Source organism: Pengzhenrongella sicca (genome assembly GCF_017569225.1).
In the GTDB taxonomy this organism is placed as follows: domain Bacteria; phylum Actinomycetota; class Actinomycetes; order Actinomycetales; family Cellulomonadaceae; genus Pengzhenrongella; species Pengzhenrongella sicca.
The window spans coordinates 3,871,626-3,891,731 of record NZ_CP071868.1 but is presented as its reverse complement, the minus strand read 5'-3'; the positions used below and the strand labels follow the sequence as shown (position 1 = coordinate 3,891,731).

The following is a 20,106-nucleotide window of genomic DNA, read 5'->3' as shown; positions in this document are numbered from 1 at the left end:
CGCGAACTGACGAACTCGGCGCCCCAGCGCCGCTAGAGCCGGCCGGCTTCCGTGATGCGGCGCAGGAACTCCTGCGTCCGGGGCTGCTCCGGAGCGCCGAGCACCTGCCCGGGCGTGCCCCGCTCGTGCACGCGGCCGTTGTGCAGGAAGCAGACCTCGTCGGCGACGGTGCGCGCGAAGCCCATCTCGTGGGTCGCCACGACCATCGTGAGCCCGTCGTTCTTGAGCTCGCCCAGCAGGTCGAGCACCTCGCCCACGAGCTCGGGGTCGAGCGCGCTGGTCACCTCGTCGAGCAGCATCAGGCGCGGGCCGCACGCGAGCGCGCGCGCGATCGCGACGCGCTGCTGCTGACCGCCGGAGAGCTCGTCCGGAAACGCCCGCGCCTTGCCCGCGAGCCCGACGCGCTCGAGCATCGCCATCGCCCGGTCGCGGGCCTGCGCGCGCGGCACGCCGTGCACGAGCCGCGGGGCGAGGGTCACGTTGTCCAGGACCCGCAGGTGCGGGAACAGGTTGAACGACTGGAACACCATCCCGATCTGGGCGCGGACGGCGTTCGCGTCGACCCGCGGATCGGTGATGTCCCGGCCGGCGAGCTCGATCACGCCGTCGTCGACGACCTCGAGCAGGTTCGCGCAGCGCAGCAGGGTCGACTTGCCCGACCCCGACGAGCCGATGAGCACGACGACGCTGTGCTCCGCGACGTCCAGGTCGACGTCGTCGAGCACGAGGGACGCCCCGAACGCCTTGCGCACGCCGCGTAGCCGCAGCAGCGGCGCCGCGGCGCTCACAGCGCACCCCCCGCGAGGCCGCCCTGTGAGCGGCTCCAGCCGCTGCGGCGCGCGATCGCGTCGGTCGCGCGCGTGAGCGGGATGGTCAGGGCCACGAAGAGCACCCCCGCGACGACGTACGGCGTGAAGTTCGCGTACTGCGACGTCTCGATCTGGGCGGCGCGAACGGCGTCGATCGCGCCGAGGATGGAGATGAGGCCGGAGTCCTTCGAGAGCGCGACGAGGTCGTTGAGCAGCGCGGGCACGACGCGGCGCACGGCCTGGGGCAGCACGACGGTCCGCATCGTCTGCGCGCGGGTGAGCCCGAGCGACCGCGCCGCGGCGACCTGGGACGGGTGCACCGACTCGATGCCGGCGCGGAACACCTCGGCGACGTACGCGGAGTAGGTCAGCACGAGCGCGAGGCTGCCCAGGAGGACCGCCGACGCCGGGATGCCCTGCAGCCGCAGGCCCGGCAGCCCAAAGCCCACCAGCAGCAGCACGAGGATCAGGGGCAGCCCCCGGAAGATGTCGATGTACCCGGTCGCGAAGGCACGCAGCGGGAAGAACACCGGCCCGCGCAGTGTGCGGGCGACGGCGAGCGCCAAGGCGACGACGACGATGACGACGGCGCAGCCCACCATCACCCGGACGTTCAGCCAGAGGCCCTGCGCGATCGCGGGCAGCGACGCGAGCGCGACGTCCGGGTCAAAGAACGACTGCCGGACGCGGGGCCAGCCCGGCGAGCTGGTCAGCGCGAGGACCGCCACCGCGGTGACGGCGACGGTGCTCGCGGCGGCGACCAGCCCCGAGCGGCGGGCCTGGTGGCGCCGAAAGTCGATCCGGTCACGCTGCGTCGCCGACGGCGCCCAGGCGGCCGGGCCGGGGCCGCTCACTCGAGGACCGGCGCACCCGCGGCGTCGGTGAGCCACTGCGCCTCGAGCGCCGCGAGCGTGCCGTCGGCCCGCAGCGCGTCGACCGCCTCGGTCACGGGCGCGGTGAGGTCGCTGCCCTTGTCCAGCACGAGGCCGAACTGGTCGGGGTTGTCGCCCGCGGGCAGCTGCCCGACCAGAACGCCCCCGTCGAGCTCGGCCGCAGTGATGTACAGCGCCGTCGGCAGGTCGACGACGATCGCGTCCACGAGCCCCGCCGCGAGGGCCTGCTTGACCTGGTCGTTGTCGTTGAACGGTGAGACCGCGGTCGTGGGGGCGATCACGTCCTCGGCGATCTGCAGGCTCGTCGTGCCGACCATCGCGCCGATGCGTGCGCCCTGGAGCTCGGCGAGCGTCGTCGCGCCCGCGACGGGGCTGCCCTCGAGCGTCACGACGGCCTGCGCCGTGTCGTAGTAGCTGGAGGAGAAGTCGAGGTTCTGCTTGCGCTCGTCGCTGATGGAGACCTGGTTGATCGCGACGTCGAAGGTCTTCGCGCCTGGGGCGATGATCTGGTCGAACGTGACGGTGACCCAGTCGACGTCGCCCGCGGCGAAGCCGAGCTGGTCCGCGACGGCGTAGGCGACCGCGGACTCGAAGCCCTCGCCGCTGGTGGGGTCGTTGTCGACGATCCACGGTTCGAAGGCCGGATCCGAGGTGCCGATCGTGAGGCGTCCGTCGGCGAGCGTCGCCAGCGCGCCGTCGCTCGCGCTCGCGGCCGGTTCGGCGCCGTCGTCGACGGGGGCGCACGCCGCGAGCGCCAGGGCGCTCGCGGCGGCCAAGGCAAGTACGCGGGTGCGGTTCATCGGAGCTCCGGTCGATCGATGGCGGGTCTGACGTGCGTGAAAGCGCGACGTCCAGGGCAGGATAGGGGAACGGCTCGGCGCGTGCGCGCGTTGTCCGAGCAGGACCGTTGCGGCACGACTGCCGCGGCACGAGGGCGCACGAGGGCGAGGACGGCAGATGGGTCACCGGCACTACAACGGGTTGAAGACGGCCGCGCTGTTCGGCGTCATGTGGGCCGTGCTCCTGCTGATCTACGCGCTGGTCGGCGGCGGGAACCGCAGCCTGTTCTTCGTCTTCGCGGCCGTCGGCCTGCTCGGCACGGGGTACGGGTACTGGAACTCCGACAAGATCGCGATCCGCGCGATGCGCGCGCGGCCGGTGAGCGAGCTCGAACAGCCCTCGATGTACCGGATCGTGCGGGACCTCTCGACGGCCGCCCGCCAGCCGATGCCGCGCCTGTACGTGTCCCCGACCGCGGCGCCCAACGCGTTCGCGACGGGCCGCAACCCCCGCAACGCCGCGGTGTGCTGCACCGAGGGCCTGCTCCAGCTGCTCGACGAGCGGGAGCTGCGCGGGGTGCTCGCGCACGAGCTCATGCACGTCTACAACCGGGACATCCTCACGTCGAGCGTCGCGGCCGCCGTCGCGGGCCTCATCACGTCCTTCGCCCAGTTCCTGCTCTTCTTCGGCGGGGGAGACCGCGACCGTGGCGGCGGCAACGTGCTCGGCACGCTCGCGCTCGCGATCCTGTCCCCGATCGCCGCGTCGCTGATCCAGCTCGCGATCAGCCGCACGCGCGAGTACGACGCCGACGAGGACGGTTCTCGCCTGACGGGCGACCCACTCGCCCTCGCCTCGGCCCTGCGCAAGCTCGAGTCCGGTACGCAGCGGGCCCCGCTGCCCCAGGACCGGGACCTCGTCGACGTCTCGCACCTGATGATCGCCAACCCGTTCCGCGGCGCGGGAGTCGGCAAGCTGTTCGCGACCCACCCGCCGATGGGCGAGCGCATCGCTCGCCTCGAGGCGATGGCCGGGGGCCCGCTGTACTGAGGGCGCCGCGCTGAGGGCGCCGCACTGAGGGCGCCGCGCTCCCGCTACGGGCAGGACTGCCCGAGCAACCCCTGCCCTCCGTCGCACTCGGCGGCGTAAGCCGTCGTGATCGCCCGGGCGGCGTCGCTCACCGCGGTCAGCTGCTCCGGGCTGAGCACGTCGATGACCAGGCGGCGAACCTCGCGCGCGTGGCCCGGGGCGATGTCCTCGAGCCTGGCCAGGCCGGTGTCGGTGAGCCACGCCTCGGCGCGCCGGCCGCCCTGGTTGACGCAGCTGCGCCGGCCCACCAGTCCGGACCGCTCGAGGCGGGTGATGGCGTGCGAGAGCCGCGACAGCGACCCCTGCGACAGCGCCGCCAGGTCGCTCAGCCCCACCGTGCGGTCGGGCGCCTCCGACAGGACGGCGAGCACCTGGTACTCGAAGCCGTTCACGCCCGCGTCGCGCTTGAGCTGCGCGTCGAGGGCCGGCGGCAGGATCGCCAGTAGCCCCAGCAGGGCGCGCCAGTCGCGCTGCTGGTCGGCCGTCAGCCACGGCGCGTCGTCGACGGGTGCGCTCTCCCCGCGGGTGTCAGGACTCACAGGAGCGATCCTAGCAACCGTCTTGAACATTCAAGTCGCTGGGCGTATAGTTCGTGTTGAACATTCAACCTCAGCACCCACGGGAGATCCCATGCACCTGCTCCGCGTCGACGCCAGCATCCAGGGCGACCGCTCTGCCAGCGGCGCACTTGCCGACCTCGTCCTGACCGAGTTCACCGCCGCCCGCCCGGAGGTGCCGGTCGTGCGGCGTCACCTGGGACAGAACCCGCTGCCCGCGGACGCGTGGGTGGGCGCGATCTCGGGCACCTTCACACCGGCGGAGAGCCGCACCCTGGCCCAGCTCGAGGCGCTCGCGATCGCCTCGCAGGTGGCCACCGAGCTGCAGCAGGCCTCGAGCGCCGTGCTGGCGCTCCCGCTGTACAACTTCGGCGTCTCGCAGCACGTCAAGACGTGGATCGACCTCGCCATCGCCGGCGCGCCCCAGGGCACCCGGCTGCTCGAGGGCACGCCGACCGTCCTCGTCGTCACGCGGGGCGGCGCCTACGGGCCCGGCACGCCGCGGGAGGGCTGGGACCACAACATCGAGTACCTCCGGCAGATCCTGGTCCAGTCCTGGGGTGCCGACCTCACGGTGGTCGAGCGCGAGTTCACCCTCGTCGGCGTGAACCCCGCGCTCGATCAGTTCACCGAGCTGGCGCAGACGATGCGCACGGCCGCCGAGGCCGCCGCGGTGGAGGCCGGCGCACAGCTCGCCGGCCGCCGCGCCGCCTGACGGGCCCGGGGGCCGCCGGCCCGGGCGTGATCGCGGACAGGCGCTACCTCAGCGGTAGTTCACGAACTGCAGCGCGACGTCCAGGTCGGCGGCCTTGAGCAGTGCGATGACGGCCTGCAGGTCGTCGCGGCTCTTGGCCGACACCCGGAGCTCGTCGCCCGTGATCTGCGACTTGACGCCCTTGAGGCCCTCGTCGCGGATGAGCTTGCCGATCTTCTTGGCGTTCTCGCTGCTCAGGCCCTCGACGATCGTCGCCGCGAGGCGGTACTCCTTGCCGGACGGCTGCGGCTCCTTCTCACCGGTGTCGAGCGACTTGAGGGAGATGCCGCGGCGGATCAGCTTGGTCTCGAAGACGTCGAGGATCGCGAGCACGCGCTCGGCGGAGTTCGCGGCCATGACGATCGTCTCGCCGCTCCAGGCGATCGACGCGCCGACGTTCTTGAAGTCGTAGCGCTGCGAGATCTCCTTCGCTGCCTGGTTCAGGGCGTTGTCGACCTCCTGCCGGTCGACCTTGCTGACGACGTCGAACGACGACTCGTTCGCCATGGTTCCTCCTGTGCTGATGCGGGCCGCGCCGTCGGCGCGACCGAGTGCTGAGCGGTTCGGTGCAAGGGACCCGCCCGGGAGTTGCTATCCTTCCATCCGCACCACTCGCCGTGCTCCTCGGAGCGCGGCGTTCACGGCCTGGCGGGTTACCCGAGTGGCCAAAGGGGGCTGACTGTAAATCAGCTGGCAACGCCTACGGGGGTTCGAATCCCTCACCCGCCACCGACACGGGGCGTCCTCATCGAGGGCGCCCCGTTTCTGTCGGTCGCGCCGGGACGGTCGCGCCGGGGATCCGCGTGTGAGCCAGTGCACAATCTCGCACCCGCTGCCGGGGGCGACGGGAGGCGGTTCGCGGCGACGGCCGTTGGCGTGTAACCTTTCCTCGCCATGCCCCGATAGCTCAGACGGTAGAGCATCTCCATGGTAAGGAGAAGGTCAAGGGTTCGATTCCCTTTCGGGGCTCTGTTCGGTACGAGGGGCTGGCGCAGCACGCGCCAGGCCGTCACCGGCTTGGCGGGGTAGCTCAGTTGGTCAGAGCACACGGCTCATAATCGTGGTGTCGCGGGTTCAAGTCCCGCTCCCGCTACCGAACGTTGAAGCTCGCGCGCCAGCCGGCGGCGCGCAGTAGAAGATGACGAGCGTCGCGCAAGCGGCGCGAGATATGAAGGAAGTCTCGAAGTGGCCAAGAGCTCGGACGTCCGCCCCAAGATCACTCTCGCCTGCGTGGAGTGCAAGGAGCGGAACTACATCACCAAGAAGAACCGCCGCAACAACCCCGACCGCCTCGAGCTGTCGAAGTTCTGCCCGCGCGACGGCAAGCACACCCAGCACCGCGAGACCCGCTGATCGCTCGCCCGTAGGCGAAGATCGAACATGCCGGTCAATGTCGCTTTTCTTGGTCGTGAGTACCCGGCGGGCCTCGGTTACGAGGTCGGCCGGGAGAAGATCCGCGAGTTCGCGGAGGCGGTCGGGGCAACTCACCCGGCCCATCGCGACGTCGCGGTAGCCCGCTCCCTCGGCTACCCGGACGTCATTGCGCCACCCACGTTCGCCGTCGTCATCGCCCAGCGCGCAGAGCAGCAGCTGATCGCGGACCCCGCGGCGGGGATCGACTTCACCCGAGTCGTGCACGCGGACGAGCACTTCACCCACCGCCGCCCGATCCACGCCGGGGACCTGCTCACGACGGTCCTGCACGTCGACTCGATCCTCGAGCGGGCCGGGATGGCGATGATCAGCACGCGCGTCGAGATCACGGCCGACGACGGCGCGCCCGTCGCGACCGTCGTGTCCACGATCGCCGTCCGCGGGGACGCCCCGGCCGCGCCGGCCGCCGCAACGGCGTCGGAGCCGAGCGCGTGAGCGCCGACGGCGCGCGGACCGCGCCCGAGCTGGACCAGCTCGCCGTGGGCGACGCGATCGGCAGCCGGGTGCTCGAGGTCGACCGTGCGCGGCTGATCCGGTACGCCGGCGCGAGCGGGGACTTCAACCCGATCCACTGGAACGAGCGGTTTGCGGTCGAGGTCGGCCTGCCGGGCGTCATCGCGCAGGGCATGTGGACCATGGGTGCCGCGGTCCAGCTCGTGGCGGACTGGGCGGGCGACCCCGGCGCCATCGTCGACTACCAGGTGCGCTTCACCCGCCCGGTCGTCGTGCCGGACCCGGGCTCCGCCGTCGTCGAGGTGTCGGGCGCCGTCGGCGCGATCGACCTGGCGGCCGGAACGGCCCGGATCGACCTCACGGTCACCTGCGCAGGAACCCGAGTCCTAGCAAAGTCCCAGGCCACGGTCCGCCTCTAGCCCCCCGCCCTGCCCCGCCCCGCCCTGACCCGGTTTTCAGGGGAATGTGTGCGGATTCCGCACCGATTCCCCTGAAAACCGGGTCGGGGGTGGGGGTGGGCCGCAGGTCAGAGCGGGGGGCGGGGGCCTGGGTGGGACGTGGTTGTGCCGGGTTGGCGGGTTACCGGGATGATCATCGCCGGGACCTCGGTGCCCGCGATGAGCGCGATCGCGGCCTCGCCCGCGAGGCGGCCCTTCTCCGCGAGCGGCTGCCGGACGCTCACGAGCACGTCGGGGGCCAGCCACGGCAGGTCGATGCCGTCGAAGCCGACGATGGAGACGTCGTCGGGCACCCGCAGGCCCAGGTCGCGCGCGGCGAGCACGACGCCCGAGGCGAGCAGGTCGCTCAGCGCGATGATCGCCGTCGGCGGGTTCGGCCCCGACAGGATCTGCATGCCGGCGCTGCGGCCGTGCTCCACGAGCGAGGCCGGCGTCTCGATCACGATCTCGGGCGTGACTCCCGCAGCCGCGATCCCGGCGAGCCGGCGTCGCGTGGCGAGGTAGCCCGAGCGCGGGTCCCGCGCCGGGTCCGGCTCGCCCAGGCGGCGGTCGTGGCTGTACGGCAGCGAGACGACGCCGAACCGCTCGTGCCCGAGCGCGCGGAGCTCCCGCACGAGCTCCTCGGTGCCGCGCTGGTCGTCGATGCCGACGCTCGCGGTCAGCGCGCGCGTCGCCCCGTCCTCGCCGTCGCGGCCGGCTGGGCCCGCGAGGTCGCCCTCGACCACGACGACCGGGATCCCGCGCCGCGCGAGCGCCGCCAGCACCTCGTCGTCGGGCCCGTTGCACAGGACGACGACGGCGGCGTCCATCGCCGCGTGCGCGACCAGTTGCGGGACCTCGCCAGCCTCGGACGGGATCAGCAGGATGCCGACGTCGTGCGCGCCGAGCGCCTGCGCGAGCCCGTCGAGCATCTGGATCGAGACCGGGTCGCGGAAGCTGCGCCGCAGGCGGTCGCCGAACACCGCCCCGACGATGCCCGACCGGCCGCTGCGCAGCTGCTGGCCGAGCGGGTTCGGCCCGGCGTACGCGAGCTCGGCGGCCGCGGCGAGCACGCGCTCGCGCGTCGTCGTGGCGATCGGGCCGGCGCCGGAGAACGCGAGGGATGCGGTCGAGACGGAGACGCCGGCGGCCTCGGCGACGTCGGCCAGGGTCGGGCGGCGAAAGGTCACCGGGCTCACTTTCTGGCGGCCGCCGGGACTGCTGGCGGGAATCATGTTGACGGGCCGCCAGCGTACCCACACACTGGGAACCACGCCTCGAATCGATTCGACCCACCCGGTCGCGGATCCGTTCGAGCGCCAGTCGAATCGATTCGAGAAGGAACGTCATGCGTCATCCGCGGCCCGCGGCCCCCCAACTCTCGGCCCCCCGGCCCCCGGCTCCCCGCCCCCTCGTCCTGGCCCGCTGGCTGATGATGAGCCTGTTCGCCCTCAACGGCACGACCATGGCCAGCTGGCTCTCGCGCCTACCGTCGGTGAGCGCGGCGCTCGACCTGGCCCCGAGCGAGCTGGGCGTGGTGCTGCTCGCGGGCGCGGTCGGCGCGCTCGCGATGGTGCTGGCCGCCGGCGTCATCGTGACCCGGTTCGGCGGGCGCATCGCGCTGCACGCCACGACGGCGGGCTTCACGCTCGCGTTCGTGCTGCTGGGCCTCGGGCCGACCCTCGGCCGGGTCGACCTGCTCACCGCCGGCATCTTCCTGGCGGGCGTGTCCTTCGCGCTCGGCGGCGTCCCGATGAACGTCGAGTCGTCCGCGATCGAGCGGCGCCTGGGCCGGACCGTGCTGCCGCAGTTCCACGCGGCGTTCTCGATCGGGGCGGTGCTCGGCTCGGGGATCGGCGCGCTCTCGGCGCACCTCGACGTCTCGCTGCTCGGCCAGTTCCTCGCCACGGCGGCGATCAGCGCGCTCTGGCGCCTCGCCATCACCCGCCACGTCATCCTCGATCCCGCCGACGACGGCGCAGGCGGCCCCGTGGTCGTCGTCGCCGGGGGCCGGGTCGGGCTGCGCGCGGCGCTGAAGGGTTGGCGCGAGCCCCGCACCCTTCAGATCGGCGTCGTCATCATGGCGGCGGCGTTCTCCGAGGGGGCTGCGAACGACTGGCTCGCGCTCGCCGTCGTCGACGGGTTCGGGGAACCGGAGTCGGTCGGCGCGATCGTGTACGGCGTGTTCGTCGCGTCGATGACCGTCGTGCGGCTGCTCGGCACCCGGCTCATCGACCGGTACGGGCGGGTCGCGGTGCTGCTCGTGTCCGGGCTCGTGTCGCTCGGCGGGCTCGTCCTGTTCGGCGTCGCGCCGTCGCTGCCGCTGGCCGCCGTCGGCGTGGTCGCGTGGGGCCTCGGCGCGGGGCTGGCTGTGCCGAACGGCATCGCGGCCGCGTCCGACGACCCCCTGCGCGCGGCCGGCCGGGTCGCCGTCGTCTCCGCGTTCTCCTCGACCGCCTCCCTCGCCGCGCCGCCCCTGCTCGGGCTCGCCGCCGAGGGGCTCGGCACGCGGCACGCGCTCGTGCTCATCACGATCGCGATGGTCGCCAGCGTGAGCCTGTCGGGCCGCGTCGCGCGCGAGCCCGCCGCCGAGCCGGCCATCGAGCCTGCCGCCGCCGAGCCCGGCCGGGGCGGCATGCCAGAATCGAGACGCCCCGATGCGGCGCCGCCGAGCGCCTCGCGGGTTGACCACGTACCGGCCGGTGCCACCGGCGAGACCGACTCCTGGGGGACCCCCGTGACCGTCGACCGCACGACCGCGGGTGTGCGGTGACCGCGCAACGCCCGGCCGGATCGCCGGCCGCGGCTGCCTCCCCGCCGGTCGATCGCACGGCCCGGACCGCCTCCGTCGCGGTGTTCGCCGTCTTCGTGCTCAACGGCTTCACGTTCGCGAACTGGGCGTCGCGCATCCCCGCGGTGCGCGACGAGCTCGAGCTCTCGGCAGCCGAGGTCGGGGTGCTGCTGCTCATCGGCTCGATCGGCTCGCTCCTCGCCCTCCCGCTCGCCGGGCTGGTCGTGCAGCGCCTCGGCGCCCGCCGCACGGTGGCGGCCTTCGCGGTCACGAGCACGAGCGGCCTGCTCATCGCGGCCGCCGCGGTCGAGGCCGGCCAGCTCGTCGTCGTCGGCGTCGGGCTCGTGCTCTTCGGCGCAGGGACGGGCGTGTGGGACGCGTCGATGAACCTCGAGGGAGCGGCCGTCGAGCAGCGCCTCGGGCGCGCGATCATGCCGCGGTTCCACGCCGGGTTCTCGGTCGGCACGATGGCGGGGGCCGGGGTCGGCGCGCTCGCCGCCTACCTGGACGCGACCATCCTCGGGCACCTGGCGATCGCGCTCAGCGCGAGCCTGCTCGCCGTCTTCTGGGCCGTCCGGTGGTTCCTGCCGGAGTCGGCCGTGCACTTGCCGGGGGCGCCGTCCGCGGCGTCGGCGACGGCACCCGCCGCCTCGGCCGCCTCAGCCGGACCGGCCGGCGCGCGGGGCCAGGCCCGGCACGCGTTCGGGGCGTGGCTCGAGCCGCGCACGCTCCTGATCGGGCTGGTCGTGCTCGGCGCGGCCCTCACGGAGGGCGCGGCGAACGACTGGGTCGGCCTCGCCGTCGTCGACGGGTTCGACCAGTCGCACACGGCCGGGGCCCTGACGTTCGGGCTGTTTGTGACCGCGATGACGGGCATGCGGTTCCTCGGCACGGGGCTGCTCGACCGCTTCGGCCGCGTCGCGGTGCTGCGGCTGTGCGCGCTGCTGTCGATCGTCGGCCTGCTCGTCTTCGGTCTCGTGCCGAGCCTGCCGCTGGCGCTCGTCGGCGTCGTGCTGTGGGGGGCGGGCGCCGCGCTCGGCTTCCCGGTCGGCATGAGCGCCGCGAGCGACGACCCGCTGCGGGCGGCCGCGCGCGTCAGCGTCGTCTCGACGATCGGGTACACCGCGTTCCTCGCGGGGCCGCCGCTGCTCGGGCTGCTCGCCGGGCAGGTCGGGTACCGGCACGCGCTGCTCGCGATCGCGGTCCCGGTCGTGGTCGGCCTGGCGGTGCTCGGCGCGCTGGCGCCCCTGCCGACCGCGGCCGGCACCAGGCGCCCGGCCGACCGGCCCGCGTAATCTGGAGGGCATGAGCCTCAACACCCTGCGCGGGAACGCCACGGCGCCGACGGCGGCGGCCAGCCTCACGACACTCCGCCTCGGCGGGCCGGTCGGCCGGTTCGTCGAGACGGGCACCGAGGCCGAGCTGATCGAGGCCGTGCGCGGCGCCGACGCGGCCGGCGAGCCCCTGCTCGTGATCGGCGGCGGCTCAAACCTTGTCGTCGCCGACGCGGGCTTCCCCGGCGTCGTCGTGCGCGACGCGCGGCGGGGGATCGAGGTCGAGTCGGCGGACACCTGCGGCGGCGCGAGCGTGCGGGTCCCGGCCGGCGAGGTCTGGGACGACGTCGTGGCCCGGGCGGTCGCGGAGGGCTGGATCGGGGTCGAGGCGCTGTCGGGCATCCCGGGCTCCGTCGGCGCCGCGCCGGTGCAGAACATCGGCGCCTACGGCCAGGAGCTCGCGGGCGTCGTCGCGACGGTGCGCGTGTGGGACCGCGAGCGCGCGCGGGTGCGCACGCTGCCGCTCGTCGACCTCGAGTTCGGGTACCGGACCTCGATCCTTAAGCGCTCGCTGCACGAGCCGGCGACGCCGTGGGGCCCGACGCCGCGGTACGTGGTGCTCGACGTGAGCCTGCAGATGTACCTCGGTGACCTGTCGGCGCCGATCCAGTACCCCGAGCTCGCGCGCCGGCTCGGCGTCGCGGTGGGCGAGCGGGCGCGCACGCCCGAGGTGCGCGCCGCCGTCCTCGAGCTCCGCCGCGGCAAGGGCATGGTGCTCGACGCCGACGACCCGGACACCTGGAGCGCCGGTTCGTTCTTCACCAACCCGATCCTGGCGCCCGAGCAGGCCGACGCGCTGCCGGTCGACGCCCCGCGGTTCCCGGTGCAGTCGGGACGGCCCGCGACGTCGTCGGGGCCGCGCGGGGGCGAGGTCGAGCCCGGCCTGACGAAGACGAGCGCCGCCTGGCTGATCGAGCACGCGGGCTTCGGCCGCGGCTTCGGCCTACCGGGCGCCGTCGGGCTGTCGACCAAGCACTCCCTGGCGCTGACGAACCGCGGCGGCGGCACGACGGACGAGCTGCTGACCCTCGCGCGCACGATCCGCGCCGGCGTCGCCGCGGCGTTCGGCGTCACCCTCGAGCCCGAGCCCGTCCTGGTGGGCTGCGCGCTGTAGCCCCGGTCGCGCCGTGCGCGAGCGGCGCGAGTCGGCCTCGCGAGGTCAGGCAGGCGAGCTCGTGAGCCAGGCGGCGACGGCCGCGAGCAGCCGGGTCTTCGTGGCGGCGCTCGCGCGGGACGCCCGGATCGAGCCGCGCGCGAGGTCGGCGAGCTCGGCGTCGATGAAGCCGTGCGCGTGGCGGGCCGACTCGTACTGGGCCGTCAGCCGGGACCCGAACAGCAGCGGGTCGTCCGCGCCGAGCGCGACCGTCGCGCCGGCGTCGACGAGCGTGCGCAGCGGGACCTGCGCGGGCTTGGCGTAGACGCCGAGCGAGACGTTCGACGCCGGGCACACCTCGAGTGCGACGCCGGCCGCGACGAGCCGTTCGAGCAGCCGCGGGTCCTCGGCGGAGCGGACCCCGTGGCCGAGCCGGTCCGGTGCCAGGTGGCTGAACACGTCGTCGATGTGCACCGGCCCGAGCAGCTCACCGCCGTGCGGCACCGACGCAAGCCCGGCCCGCCGAGCGATCGCGAACGCGGGGGCGAACTCGGCGGTCTCGCCGCGGCGCTCGTCGTTGCTCAGCCCGAAGCCGACGACGTCGCCCGGCCCGTCCCCGGCGTACCGCGCGGCCAGGCGGGCCAGGGTGCGCGCCTCGTACGGGTGCCGCATGCGCGAGGACGCGACGATGACGGCGACCTCAACGCCGGTCGCGACACTTGCGGCGCGGGCCTCGTCGAGCACGATCTCCAGCGCGGGCGTGATCCCGCCGACGAACGGCGCGTAGGACGTCGGGTCGACCTGGAGCTCGAGCCGCCCGGAGCCCTCGGCCGCGTCGTCCGCGGCGGCCTCCGCGACGATCCGGCGCATCGTCTCCTCGGTGCGCACGCGCGCCCGCGCGGCGTCATACAGGCGTTGGAACTTGTGCCAGCCGCGCTCGTTGGGCGGCACGCGCAGGGGGTCGCCGTCGAGGAGGGCGGGGGGTAGGCGCACGCCCGCCTCGCCCGCGAGCTCGGCGAGCGTCGAGACCCGCATCGACCCCGTGAAGTGCAGGTGCAGGTGCGCCTTCGGCAGCTGGGAGAGGTCGCGCACGGCCCCAGTGTGCCCGCTGCGCGGATGAGAGCAGTCTCACGTCCGCCTCCCGGCCCTCTCACGTCCGCGGGTCAGGCTTGCGCTGAACGGCATCGGGCCGCAGCGAGCGGCCCGTGGAAAGGAGCACGCACATGCAGACCAAGGTCAGCTGGATCCTCGCCGGCGCACTCGGAGTCGTCGGCCTCGGCGCCTCCGCGGCGGTCGCGACCGTCACCGCCCCGGTCGAGCAGGCGAAGCCTGCGGCGTCCGTGTCCGAGCCGGTCGCCTCGCCCGCGCCCGACGACGTGCGCGCCGCCGCTGCCGCCGCGGCCGCGACGGACGTCGCCGAGGCCACGGCAGAGGCCGAGGCCGCTGCTGCGGTCGCGATCCCGGCCGAGCCCGCGCCGGTCGCTGAGCCGGTGGCTGAGCCGGTGGCCGAGCCGGTCGCTGAGCCGGTGGCCGAGCCCGCCCCCGCCCCCGCCCCGGCCCCCGCGCCCGTCGACCCGAAGGACTGCGACGGCGACGGCGTCGCGAACGAGGTCGACAATGACGACCCGTCCGACGTCGCGAAGGCGGACCGGGTCGCCTGGGCGCATGCGCGCGGCGACGACCGCAAGGGCGACGGAGCCCGGGACGGCGCGACGGCTGACGGCAGCCGCGACGGCGGCCACCACGACGGCGGCCAGCGCGACGGTGGCAACCGCGGCGGCCACAAGTAGCAGCACGCGCTGACGCACGACGGCGAGAGCCCCCGGACCGTGCCGGGCGCTCTCGCCGTCCTGGTCCCGGGGGCCGGCGGCGGACCTACTCGCCCTGCGGGTCGCCCTCGGGCGCGGCCACCAGGCGGTACCCCATGCCGCGCAGGGTCGCGATGTGCTCGGCGCCGATCTTGCGCCGCAGGTAGCGGACGTACACGTCGACGACGTTCGAGCCCGGGTCGAAGTCGTACCCCCACACCTGCGACAGCAGCTGCTCGCGGCTGAGCACGTGCTCCGGGTGCCGCATGAACGCCTCGGCGAGCGAGAACTCCCGCGCCGACAGCTCGACCTCGCGGGCGCCGACCTGCATCCGGCGGGTGTGCAGGTCGAGGGTCAGCCGGCCGTGCGTGAGGGTCGACTGCTCTCCCGGGGCGAGCCCGACCGCGGTGCGCAGCCGCAGGCGGATGCGCGCGAGCAGCTCCTCGAAGCGGAATGGCTTCGCCATGTAGTCGTCCGCGCCGCCGTCGAGCCCCGCGACGGTGTCGGCGACCGAGCTGCGCGCCGTCAGGATGATCACAGGCACGGCGCTCCCGGCGGCCCGGAGCTGGCGCAGCGCGACCGTCCCGTCGCCGTCCTCGAGCCCGAGGTCGAGGAGCAGGAGGTCGACCGACCCCGACATGACGTGCTCGTACGCCTCGCGTGCGGTCGCGACCACCGTCGTGGACATGCCGTGCGCCTGGAGGCCCTTGGCGATGAAGTCGGCGATCCGCGCCTCGTCCTCCGCGATCACGATCTGCGTCATCGCGGCACCGACTGCTCGACGCCGGGGCGGCGGTCGGGCGCCGGCCGCCCGGGCGCGTCGAGGTCGAGCTCGACGGGGTCGTCGTCGCGGGGGATCTCCACGGCCGGGAGGTCGAGCACGAACCGGGCGCCCGCGAGCGGGCCCCACGCGTCGGGCTCCCGGGGTGCCGCCGGCGCGGTCGGGGGCTGGTCGGTCCGGGCCCGCTCGAGCCGGACCGAGCCGTCGTGCGCCGCGGCGATCGCGGCGACGATCGGCAGGCCCAGCCCGGCTCCGTTCGCGCGCTGCGCGGCCCGCGTCTGCGCTCCGCGCTCGAACCGCTGGAAGATCCGGCCGGCGTCCTGCGCCGCGACGCCCGCGCCGTCGTCGTGCACCCAGATCAGGACACGACCGTGGGTGACGGCGCTGCCGACGCGCACGCGGGACCCCGCGGGCGAGTACCGGACGGCGTTGGCGATCAGCTGCAGCCAGGCCTGGGTGATGCGCTGGGCGTCGACGACGACGACGGCGTCCGCCCGGGCCTCGACCTGCCAGCGCCGGTCGCCCAGCAGCCGCGCGTTGTCGAGCACGTCGTCGGTGAGCTGGCCGAGGTCGGTCGGCCGCGGCCGGACGAAGTCGGGCCGGTCCACGATTGCCAGGGTCGCGAGGTCATCGACCAGCCGGTGCATCCGGTCGAGCTCGGCCAGCGCGAGGGACTGCGTCGCGCGCGCGTCGGCCGGGTTGGCGGGGTCCATCAGCTCGAGGTGGCCCCGGACGATGGTGAGCGGGGTGCGGAGCTCGTGCCCGACGTCGTCGAGCAGGTCGCGCTGGGACTCGACGGCGCGCTGGAGCCGGTCCAGCATGGCGTTGACGGTGCGCGCGAGGTCGGACAGGTCGTCGCGGCCGGTAACCGCGATGCGCTCGGTCAGGTCGGTCTCCGTGATCCGCTGGGCGGTGTCGCGCAGCAGCCGCACCGGCCGGAGGAGGCCGCCGACGACGAGCCACCCGACGGCGCCGATGATCAGGAGCGAGCCGAGCGAGACGACGAGGGACCCGCGCAGCGAGTCCATGAGCGCCCGGTGCTCCGCGCTCCGGTCCACCGCGACGACGAAGAACCCCTGCGCCGGGTCCCCGCTGACGGAGACCGGGAGCGCGACGAAGCGGTACTGGGTCGTCGCGGTCGACTGCGTGCGCAGGCGTGGCGCCGTCGCCGGGTCGAGCGTGCGCAGCACGGCCATGAGCTCGGGGTCGTCCTCGAGGCGCAGGCTCACGGTGCGGGCCGCGAGCCACGTCTCCCGACCGTCGACCAGGGCGAGCGCGCCCTCGTTCGCCGCGGGCGCGCGCCGCTGGACGGCGAGGTACAGCAGGTCAGCCAGGTCCGCGAACGGCTCGCCGGTCGCGGGATCGAGATCGGTCCGGGCGAAGTCGCGCAGGTCCTGGGCCGCACGGCCGAGCGAGTCGTCGATGCGCGCGTCCGTGCGCCGGGTCTGGACGACCGTCGAGGTCGCGCCGGCGATCGCCATCGCCAGTGCGGCGAGGGCGAGCACCGCGGCGAGCACGCGCACCCGGACCGTCATGCGGCGCTGGCGGCCGCGACACCACGCGAGCCCGCGCACAGCGCGGCCCCTCACTGCCCGTGGCGATCGTTCGACTCGCTGGACCGGTCGGCCGACCCGTCGCCGGAACGGTCGCCCGACCCGTCGCCGGAGCGCGTGCCAGACCCGTCGCGGTCGCCCCATCCGCCCTGGTCGACGGAGTCGGTCGAGCGCTCGCGGGGGGCGCCGGAACCGGACGACGCGTCTGCGCCGGCGGCGGGCGCTGCGGCGACGGGCTCGGGGGCCGCGATCGCGACGGGCTCGGCCACCGGCTCGGCGTCGGCGGCCTCGGATACGGCAGGTGCGTCGTCGGCGGGCTCGGCGCCGGCGGCGGGAGCAGTCCCGGCGGCAGAGGCGGCCTCGGGAGCGACGGCGGGCTCGGCCTGCGGCGCGCCCGCTGGACCTCGGTCAGGGGGCGGGGTGGCGGTGGCTGGACCGCCCGGGGCGGCGGCCGTCCGCGCCGTGAGGACGACGCCGCCGCCGAGCGGGGACTCCGGGCGTGCAACCCCGCCGCCAGCGACCGTCGCGCCGAGCGCGCCGATGAGCACCACGGCTGCGGTGCCGAGCGCGACGGGCCTGCGGACATGACGCATCCGACGAGTATCCCGGACCCAGATGAGAGCCTCGTGAGAGCGGCCCGGCCGGGCCGCCGCCCTACCCCGGCCGTCCGGGGCCGGGGCGGGAAGCGACGTCAGCCGACTGCCGGCGTCGTCGTCAGGCGAGCAGGCGCTGGATCCGCCCGACGCCCTCGGCGAGGTCGGCGTCGCTCAGGGCGTACGACAGCCGCAGGAACCCGCTCGGCCCGAACGCCTCACCGGGCACGACGGCGACCTCCGCCTGCTCGAGGATGAGCGTCGCGAGCTCGGCCGACGTCGTCGGCGTGACGCCACCGAACGTGCGGCCGAGCACGCCCTCGACGCTCGGGTAGGCGTAGAACGCCCCGGTGGGCATGGGGCACACGACGCCGTCGATCGCGTTGAGCATCTCGACCATCGTGCGCCGGCGCCGGTCGAACGCCGTGCGCATCTCGTCGACCGCGGACAGGTCGCCGGTCACCGCGGCGATCGCGGCGGCCTGCGACACGTTCGCGACGTTCGAGGTCAGGTGGGACTGCAGGTTGGTGGCGGCCTTGATCACGTCGGGCGGCCCGATCATCCAGCCGACCCGCCAGCCGGTCATCGCGTAGGTCTTGGCCACGCCGTTGAGCACGATCGTGGTGTCAGCAAGCTCGGGGACGGCGCGGACGATCGGGGTGAACACCGCGTCGTCGTAGATCAGGTGCTCGTAGATCTCGTCCGTGATGACCCAGACGCCGTGCTCGAGTGCCCAGCGGCCGATCGCGGCGGTCTGGTCGGGGGAGTAGACGGCGCCGGTCGGGTTCGAGGGCGAGCAGAACAGCAGCGCCTTGGTGCGCTCGGTGCGGGCCGCCTCGAGCTGCTCGACCGTGACCAGGTAACCCTGGTCCACCCCGGCGAACACCTCGACGGGAACGCCGCCGGCCAGCCGGATCGCCTCGGGGTAGGTGGTCCAGTACGGCGCGGGCAGGAGCACCTCGTCGCCGGGGTCAACGATCGCGGCGAACGCCTGGTAGACCGCCTGCTTGCCGCCGTTCGTCACGAGCACCGACGACGGCGCGACCTCGTAGCCCGAGTCCCGCAGCGTCTTCGCGGCGATCGCGGCGCGCAGCGCGGGAAGGCCAGCGGCAGGGGTGTAGTGGTGGTTCGCCGGCACGGCCGCGGCCGCCACGGCCGCGGCCACGATGTACGCCGGGGTGGGGAAGTCCGGCTCGCCGGCGCCGAAGCCGATCACCGGGCGGCCGGCGGCCTTGAGCGCCTTGGCCTTGGCGTCGACCGCGAGGGTCGCCGACTCGGCGATCGCCGCCAGCCGCGCGGAGACCCGGGGGCGGGTGGACGTCTGGACGGGGGGGTGGGTGTGTTCGCTCACACCTGCCATCTTGGCACCGGTTCGACCCGTGCCGGGTCCTCGCGTAGAGTGACTCACCGGTGGTTGACGTCCGCCATGATCAGTTGTGCCCGCGAGCAGGTAACCTGCTCGTTCGGGGTGCTGGTCAGGGTGGACCGGGCTTCCGAAGGGCAGTGGCGCAATTGGTAGCGCACCGGTCTCCAAAACCGGCGGTTGCGAGTTCGAGTCTCGCCTGCCCTGCGCACGTGGTGCACCAGGTCGACCGGCAACGGTCGGCCTGGGCACACCACGCTGAACCCGGACCCGGGCGAGTTGCCGGGGCGGCGTCGTCGCCGCGAGGTGGCGACGGCACGTGACAGCTGAGACAACGCGGACGAGACCTAGGGACCAACTGTGAGCGATTCCGCATTCACTGCGGCGTCCGGCGCCGATGACACGGCCGCCGACAGTGCGAAGCCTGCCCGCAGCGGCCGCAAGGACGACGAGAAGCTCGGCCTCTTCGCGCGGATCGCGCTGTTCTTGCGCCAGGTGGTCGCGGAGCTCAAGAAGGTCGTTCGCCCGACGCGCTCGGAGCTGGTGTCCTACACCTCGGTCGTGATGGTGTTCGTCCTCGTCGTGATGGCGTTCGTCACCGTGCTCGACCTGGGCATCGGGAAGGTCACGCTCTGGGTCTTCGGCGGCTGAGCCCGGCGCCCACCCCCTGTCGTATTGAGCTGAGAGTTGTGCTTGTTCATGGTTGATGGTCTTCAGAAAGCAGGTCCGGACGTGTCTCAGGAGTCGCAGGAGTCGCCCGCCGTCGAGGCGGAGCTCGCGGACACCGTCGCGTCCGTCGAGTCGGTCGAGGCCGACGTCACAGCGCCCGCCGACGTCGTCGACGAGCCCGAGGACGTCGTCGAGCGTCCCGTGCTCGGCGAGGACGAAGACGCTCCCGTCGCCCAGCCCGTCGCGGCCGAGGGCGAGCCTGCCGACGGCGAGCCCGCCGAGGGTGCGGCCGACGGCGAGGCCGACGAGGCCGAGGTCGACCCGATCGAGGCGTTCAAGTCCGATCTGCGGCGCCTGCCGGGCGACTGGTTCGTGATCCACTCCTACGCCGGGTACGAGAACCGCGTGAAGGTCAACCTGGAGAACCGCACCCAGAGCCTGAACATGGAGGACTACATCCACCAGGTGGAGGTCCCCATGGAGGAGGTCACGGAGATCAAGAACGCGCAGCGCAAGGTCGTGCGCCGCGTCCGGATCCCGGGGTACGTCCTCGTCCGCATGGACCTGACCGACGAGTCGTGGGGCGCCGTCCGGCACACCCCCGGCGTGACGGGCTTCGTGGGCCACACCCACCAGCCGGTCCCGCTCACGCTCAACGAGGTGTTCTCGATGCTCGCCCCGACGCTCGCGCCGAAGACGCAGGCGCAGGTCGCCGCGAAGGCGCTCAGCGAGATCAAGGTCGACTTCACGATCGGCGAGTCCGTCACCGTCACCGATGGGCCGTTCGACACGCTGCCCGCCACGATCTCCGAGATCAATGCCGAGAGCCAGAAGCTCAAGGTGCTCGTCTCCATCTTCGGCCGGGAGACCCCGGTCGAGCTGTCGTTCAGCCAGGTCGCCAAGATCTGATCTGAT

Annotated in this window: 22 protein-coding genes and 4 tRNA genes; 15 read left to right on the top strand and 11 right to left on the bottom strand. The window is 73.8% G+C overall.

Translation table 11 applies throughout. The features are described 5' to 3' along the window. Positions 1-32: 32 nt before the first annotated feature. From J4E96_RS17845 to J4E96_RS17835, 3 genes are read right to left on the bottom strand one after another with little or no spacing between them, the layout of a single operon-like run. A complete protein-coding gene (locus J4E96_RS17845) occupies positions 33-788 on the bottom strand; it encodes an amino acid ABC transporter ATP-binding protein (RefSeq protein ID WP_227423379.1) in 756 nt (251 codons plus the stop codon). After that, the gene (locus tag J4E96_RS17840; RefSeq protein ID WP_227423378.1) at positions 785-1,663 is read right to left on the bottom strand and encodes an amino acid ABC transporter permease; all 879 of its coding nucleotides are present in this window, start codon (positions 1,661-1,663) and stop codon (positions 785-787) included. Before J4E96_RS17840 ends, J4E96_RS17845 begins: the two co-directional genes overlap by 4 nt. Then, complete coding sequence (locus tag J4E96_RS17835) at positions 1,660-2,502, bottom strand: ABC transporter substrate-binding protein (protein ID WP_227423377.1); 843 nt, start codon at positions 2,500-2,502, stop codon at positions 1,660-1,662. Before J4E96_RS17835 ends, J4E96_RS17840 begins: the two co-directional genes overlap by 4 nt. A 157-nt stretch (positions 2,503-2,659) precedes the next feature. Here J4E96_RS17835 and htpX point away from each other — a divergent pair, with 157 nt between their 5' ends. Then, on the top strand, positions 2,660-3,532 hold the full coding sequence (htpX, locus tag J4E96_RS17830; RefSeq protein ID WP_227423376.1) for a zinc metalloprotease HtpX: 873 nt from the start codon (positions 2,660-2,662) through the stop codon (positions 3,530-3,532). A 44-nt stretch (positions 3,533-3,576) separates the two neighbouring features. On the opposite strand, the gene J4E96_RS17825 is transcribed toward htpX, so the two are convergent. Beyond that, positions 3,577-4,110, bottom strand: coding sequence for a MarR family winged helix-turn-helix transcriptional regulator (locus J4E96_RS17825; protein WP_227423375.1), 534 nt, complete (start codon positions 4,108-4,110; stop codon positions 3,577-3,579). A gap of 91 nt (positions 4,111-4,201) precedes the next feature. Between J4E96_RS17825 and J4E96_RS17820 the strand changes: the two genes are divergently transcribed. After that, positions 4,202-4,843: an FMN-dependent NADH-azoreductase gene (locus J4E96_RS17820; protein WP_227423374.1), complete on the top strand. Its 642-nt coding sequence runs from the start codon at positions 4,202-4,204 to the stop codon at positions 4,841-4,843. Positions 4,844-4,891: 48 nt separating this feature from the next. Here the strand turns inward: J4E96_RS17820 and J4E96_RS17815 are convergent, their stop codons facing one another. Further along, complete coding sequence (locus J4E96_RS17815) at positions 4,892-5,389, bottom strand: YajQ family cyclic di-GMP-binding protein (protein ID WP_227423373.1); 498 nt, start codon at positions 5,387-5,389, stop codon at positions 4,892-4,894. Positions 5,390-5,529: 140 nt separating this feature from the next. Here J4E96_RS17815 and J4E96_RS17810 point away from each other — a divergent pair. The 6 genes from J4E96_RS17810 to J4E96_RS17785 all read left to right on the top strand — a co-directional run bounded on the left by J4E96_RS17810 (position 5,530) and on the right by J4E96_RS17785 (position 7,188). Continuing rightward, positions 5,530-5,611: transfer RNA gene (locus J4E96_RS17810), tRNA-Tyr, on the top strand. 167 nt (positions 5,612-5,778) lie between these two features. Next, positions 5,779-5,851, top strand: a tRNA-Thr gene (locus tag J4E96_RS17805). Positions 5,852-5,901: 50 nt separating this feature from the next. Then, positions 5,902-5,975 (top strand) — tRNA-Met (locus tag J4E96_RS17800). Positions 5,976-6,067: 92 nt separating this feature from the next. Further along, complete coding sequence (gene rpmG / locus J4E96_RS17795; protein WP_227423372.1) at positions 6,068-6,235, top strand: 50S ribosomal protein L33; 168 nt, start codon at positions 6,068-6,070, stop codon at positions 6,233-6,235. Positions 6,236-6,262: 27 nt separating this feature from the next. Continuing rightward, on the top strand, positions 6,263-6,751 hold the full coding sequence (locus J4E96_RS17790) for an FAS1-like dehydratase domain-containing protein (RefSeq protein ID WP_227423371.1): 489 nt from the start codon (positions 6,263-6,265) through the stop codon (positions 6,749-6,751). Continuing rightward, positions 6,748-7,188, top strand: coding sequence for a MaoC family dehydratase (locus J4E96_RS17785; protein WP_227423370.1), 441 nt, complete (start codon positions 6,748-6,750; stop codon positions 7,186-7,188). Before J4E96_RS17790 ends, J4E96_RS17785 begins: the two co-directional genes overlap by 4 nt. 107 nt (positions 7,189-7,295) lie before the next feature. On the opposite strand, the gene J4E96_RS17780 is transcribed toward J4E96_RS17785, so the two are convergent. Further along, positions 7,296-8,396, bottom strand: coding sequence for a LacI family DNA-binding transcriptional regulator (locus J4E96_RS17780; RefSeq protein WP_227423369.1), 1,101 nt, complete (start codon positions 8,394-8,396; stop codon positions 7,296-7,298). Between the two features lie 158 nt (positions 8,397-8,554). Here J4E96_RS17780 and J4E96_RS17775 point away from each other — a divergent pair, with 158 nt between their 5' ends. From J4E96_RS17775 to J4E96_RS17765, 3 genes are read left to right on the top strand one after another with little or no spacing between them, the layout of a single operon-like run. Further along, on the top strand, positions 8,555-9,979 hold the full coding sequence (locus tag J4E96_RS17775; protein ID WP_227423368.1) for an MFS transporter: 1,425 nt from the start codon (positions 8,555-8,557) through the stop codon (positions 9,977-9,979). After that, positions 9,976-11,292: an MFS transporter gene (locus J4E96_RS17770; RefSeq protein WP_227423367.1), complete on the top strand. Its 1,317-nt coding sequence runs from the start codon at positions 9,976-9,978 to the stop codon at positions 11,290-11,292. The genes J4E96_RS17775 and J4E96_RS17770 overlap by 4 nt, the downstream gene beginning before the upstream one ends. A gap of 10 nt (positions 11,293-11,302) precedes the next feature. Then, the gene (locus J4E96_RS17765; protein WP_227423366.1) at positions 11,303-12,445 is read left to right on the top strand and encodes a UDP-N-acetylmuramate dehydrogenase; all 1,143 of its coding nucleotides are present in this window, start codon (positions 11,303-11,305) and stop codon (positions 12,443-12,445) included. Between the two features lie 45 nt (positions 12,446-12,490). On the opposite strand, the gene J4E96_RS17760 is transcribed toward J4E96_RS17765, so the two are convergent. Continuing rightward, entirely contained in the window at positions 12,491-13,516 is a 1,026-nt protein-coding gene (locus J4E96_RS17760; RefSeq protein ID WP_227423365.1) for an adenosine deaminase, read from the bottom strand. A gap of 131 nt (positions 13,517-13,647) precedes the next feature. On the opposite strand from J4E96_RS17760, the gene J4E96_RS17755 reads away from it, so the two are divergent. Continuing rightward, the gene (locus J4E96_RS17755) at positions 13,648-14,214 is read left to right on the top strand and encodes a hypothetical protein (protein WP_227423364.1); all 567 of its coding nucleotides are present in this window, start codon (positions 13,648-13,650) and stop codon (positions 14,212-14,214) included. 85 nt (positions 14,215-14,299) lie between these two features. Here J4E96_RS17755 and J4E96_RS17750 read toward each other — a convergent pair whose 3' ends face one another. The 4 genes from J4E96_RS17750 to J4E96_RS17735 form a co-directional block, all read right to left on the bottom strand. Beyond that, positions 14,300-14,995, bottom strand: coding sequence for a response regulator transcription factor (locus tag J4E96_RS17750; protein ID WP_227423363.1), 696 nt, complete (start codon positions 14,993-14,995; stop codon positions 14,300-14,302). Continuing rightward, the gene (locus J4E96_RS17745) at positions 14,992-16,602 is read right to left on the bottom strand and encodes a sensor histidine kinase (protein WP_227423362.1); all 1,611 of its coding nucleotides are present in this window, start codon (positions 16,600-16,602) and stop codon (positions 14,992-14,994) included. Before J4E96_RS17745 ends, J4E96_RS17750 begins: the two co-directional genes overlap by 4 nt. After that, the gene (locus J4E96_RS20230; RefSeq protein ID WP_264466161.1) at positions 16,599-17,159 is read right to left on the bottom strand and encodes a hypothetical protein; all 561 of its coding nucleotides are present in this window, start codon (positions 17,157-17,159) and stop codon (positions 16,599-16,601) included. The genes J4E96_RS17745 and J4E96_RS20230 overlap by 4 nt, the downstream gene beginning before the upstream one ends. Before the next feature lie 121 nt (positions 17,160-17,280). Next, positions 17,281-18,519 (bottom strand): pyridoxal phosphate-dependent aminotransferase, encoded by a 1,239-nt coding sequence (locus J4E96_RS17735; protein ID WP_406620040.1) that lies wholly within the window; start codon positions 18,517-18,519, stop codon positions 17,281-17,283. Between the two features lie 137 nt (positions 18,520-18,656). Between J4E96_RS17735 and J4E96_RS17730 the strand changes: the two genes are divergently transcribed. The 3 genes from J4E96_RS17730 (at position 18,657) to nusG (ending at position 20,100) form a co-directional block, all read left to right on the top strand. Continuing rightward, a tRNA-Trp gene (locus tag J4E96_RS17730) sits at positions 18,657-18,729 on the top strand. Between the two features lie 153 nt (positions 18,730-18,882). After that, the gene (gene secE, locus J4E96_RS17725; RefSeq protein WP_227423360.1) at positions 18,883-19,173 is read left to right on the top strand and encodes a preprotein translocase subunit SecE; all 291 of its coding nucleotides are present in this window, start codon (positions 18,883-18,885) and stop codon (positions 19,171-19,173) included. An 81-nt stretch (positions 19,174-19,254) separates the two neighbouring features. Further along, positions 19,255-20,100: a transcription termination/antitermination protein NusG gene (nusG, locus tag J4E96_RS17720; protein ID WP_227423359.1), complete on the top strand. Its 846-nt coding sequence runs from the start codon at positions 19,255-19,257 to the stop codon at positions 20,098-20,100. Positions 20,101-20,106: the final 6 nt, after the last annotated feature.

Coding starts and splice junctions, on each gene's coding strand:
- J4E96_RS17735 (WP_406620040.1), bottom strand. CDS start 18,519: ATGGCAGGTGTGAGCGAACACACCCACCCCCCCGTCCAGACGTCCACC.
- J4E96_RS17835 (WP_227423377.1), bottom strand. CDS start 2,502: ATGAACCGCACCCGCGTACTTGCCTTGGCCGCCGCGAGCGCCCTGGCG.
- J4E96_RS17790 (WP_227423371.1), top strand. CDS start 6,263: ATGCCGGTCAATGTCGCTTTTCTTGGTCGTGAGTACCCGGCGGGCCTC.
- J4E96_RS17775 (WP_227423368.1), top strand. CDS start 8,555: ATGCGTCATCCGCGGCCCGCGGCCCCCCAACTCTCGGCCCCCCGGCCC.
- J4E96_RS17820 (WP_227423374.1), top strand. CDS start 4,202: ATGCACCTGCTCCGCGTCGACGCCAGCATCCAGGGCGACCGCTCTGCC.
- J4E96_RS17750 (WP_227423363.1), bottom strand. CDS start 14,995: ATGACGCAGATCGTGATCGCGGAGGACGAGGCGCGGATCGCCGACTTC.
- J4E96_RS17755 (WP_227423364.1), top strand. CDS start 13,648: ATGCAGACCAAGGTCAGCTGGATCCTCGCCGGCGCACTCGGAGTCGTC.
- J4E96_RS17815 (WP_227423373.1), bottom strand. CDS start 5,389: ATGGCGAACGAGTCGTCGTTCGACGTCGTCAGCAAGGTCGACCGGCAG.
- J4E96_RS17765 (WP_227423366.1), top strand. CDS start 11,303: ATGAGCCTCAACACCCTGCGCGGGAACGCCACGGCGCCGACGGCGGCG.
- J4E96_RS20230 (WP_264466161.1), bottom strand. CDS start 17,159: ATGCGTCATGTCCGCAGGCCCGTCGCGCTCGGCACCGCAGCCGTGGTG.
- htpX (WP_227423376.1), top strand. CDS start 2,660: ATGGGTCACCGGCACTACAACGGGTTGAAGACGGCCGCGCTGTTCGGC.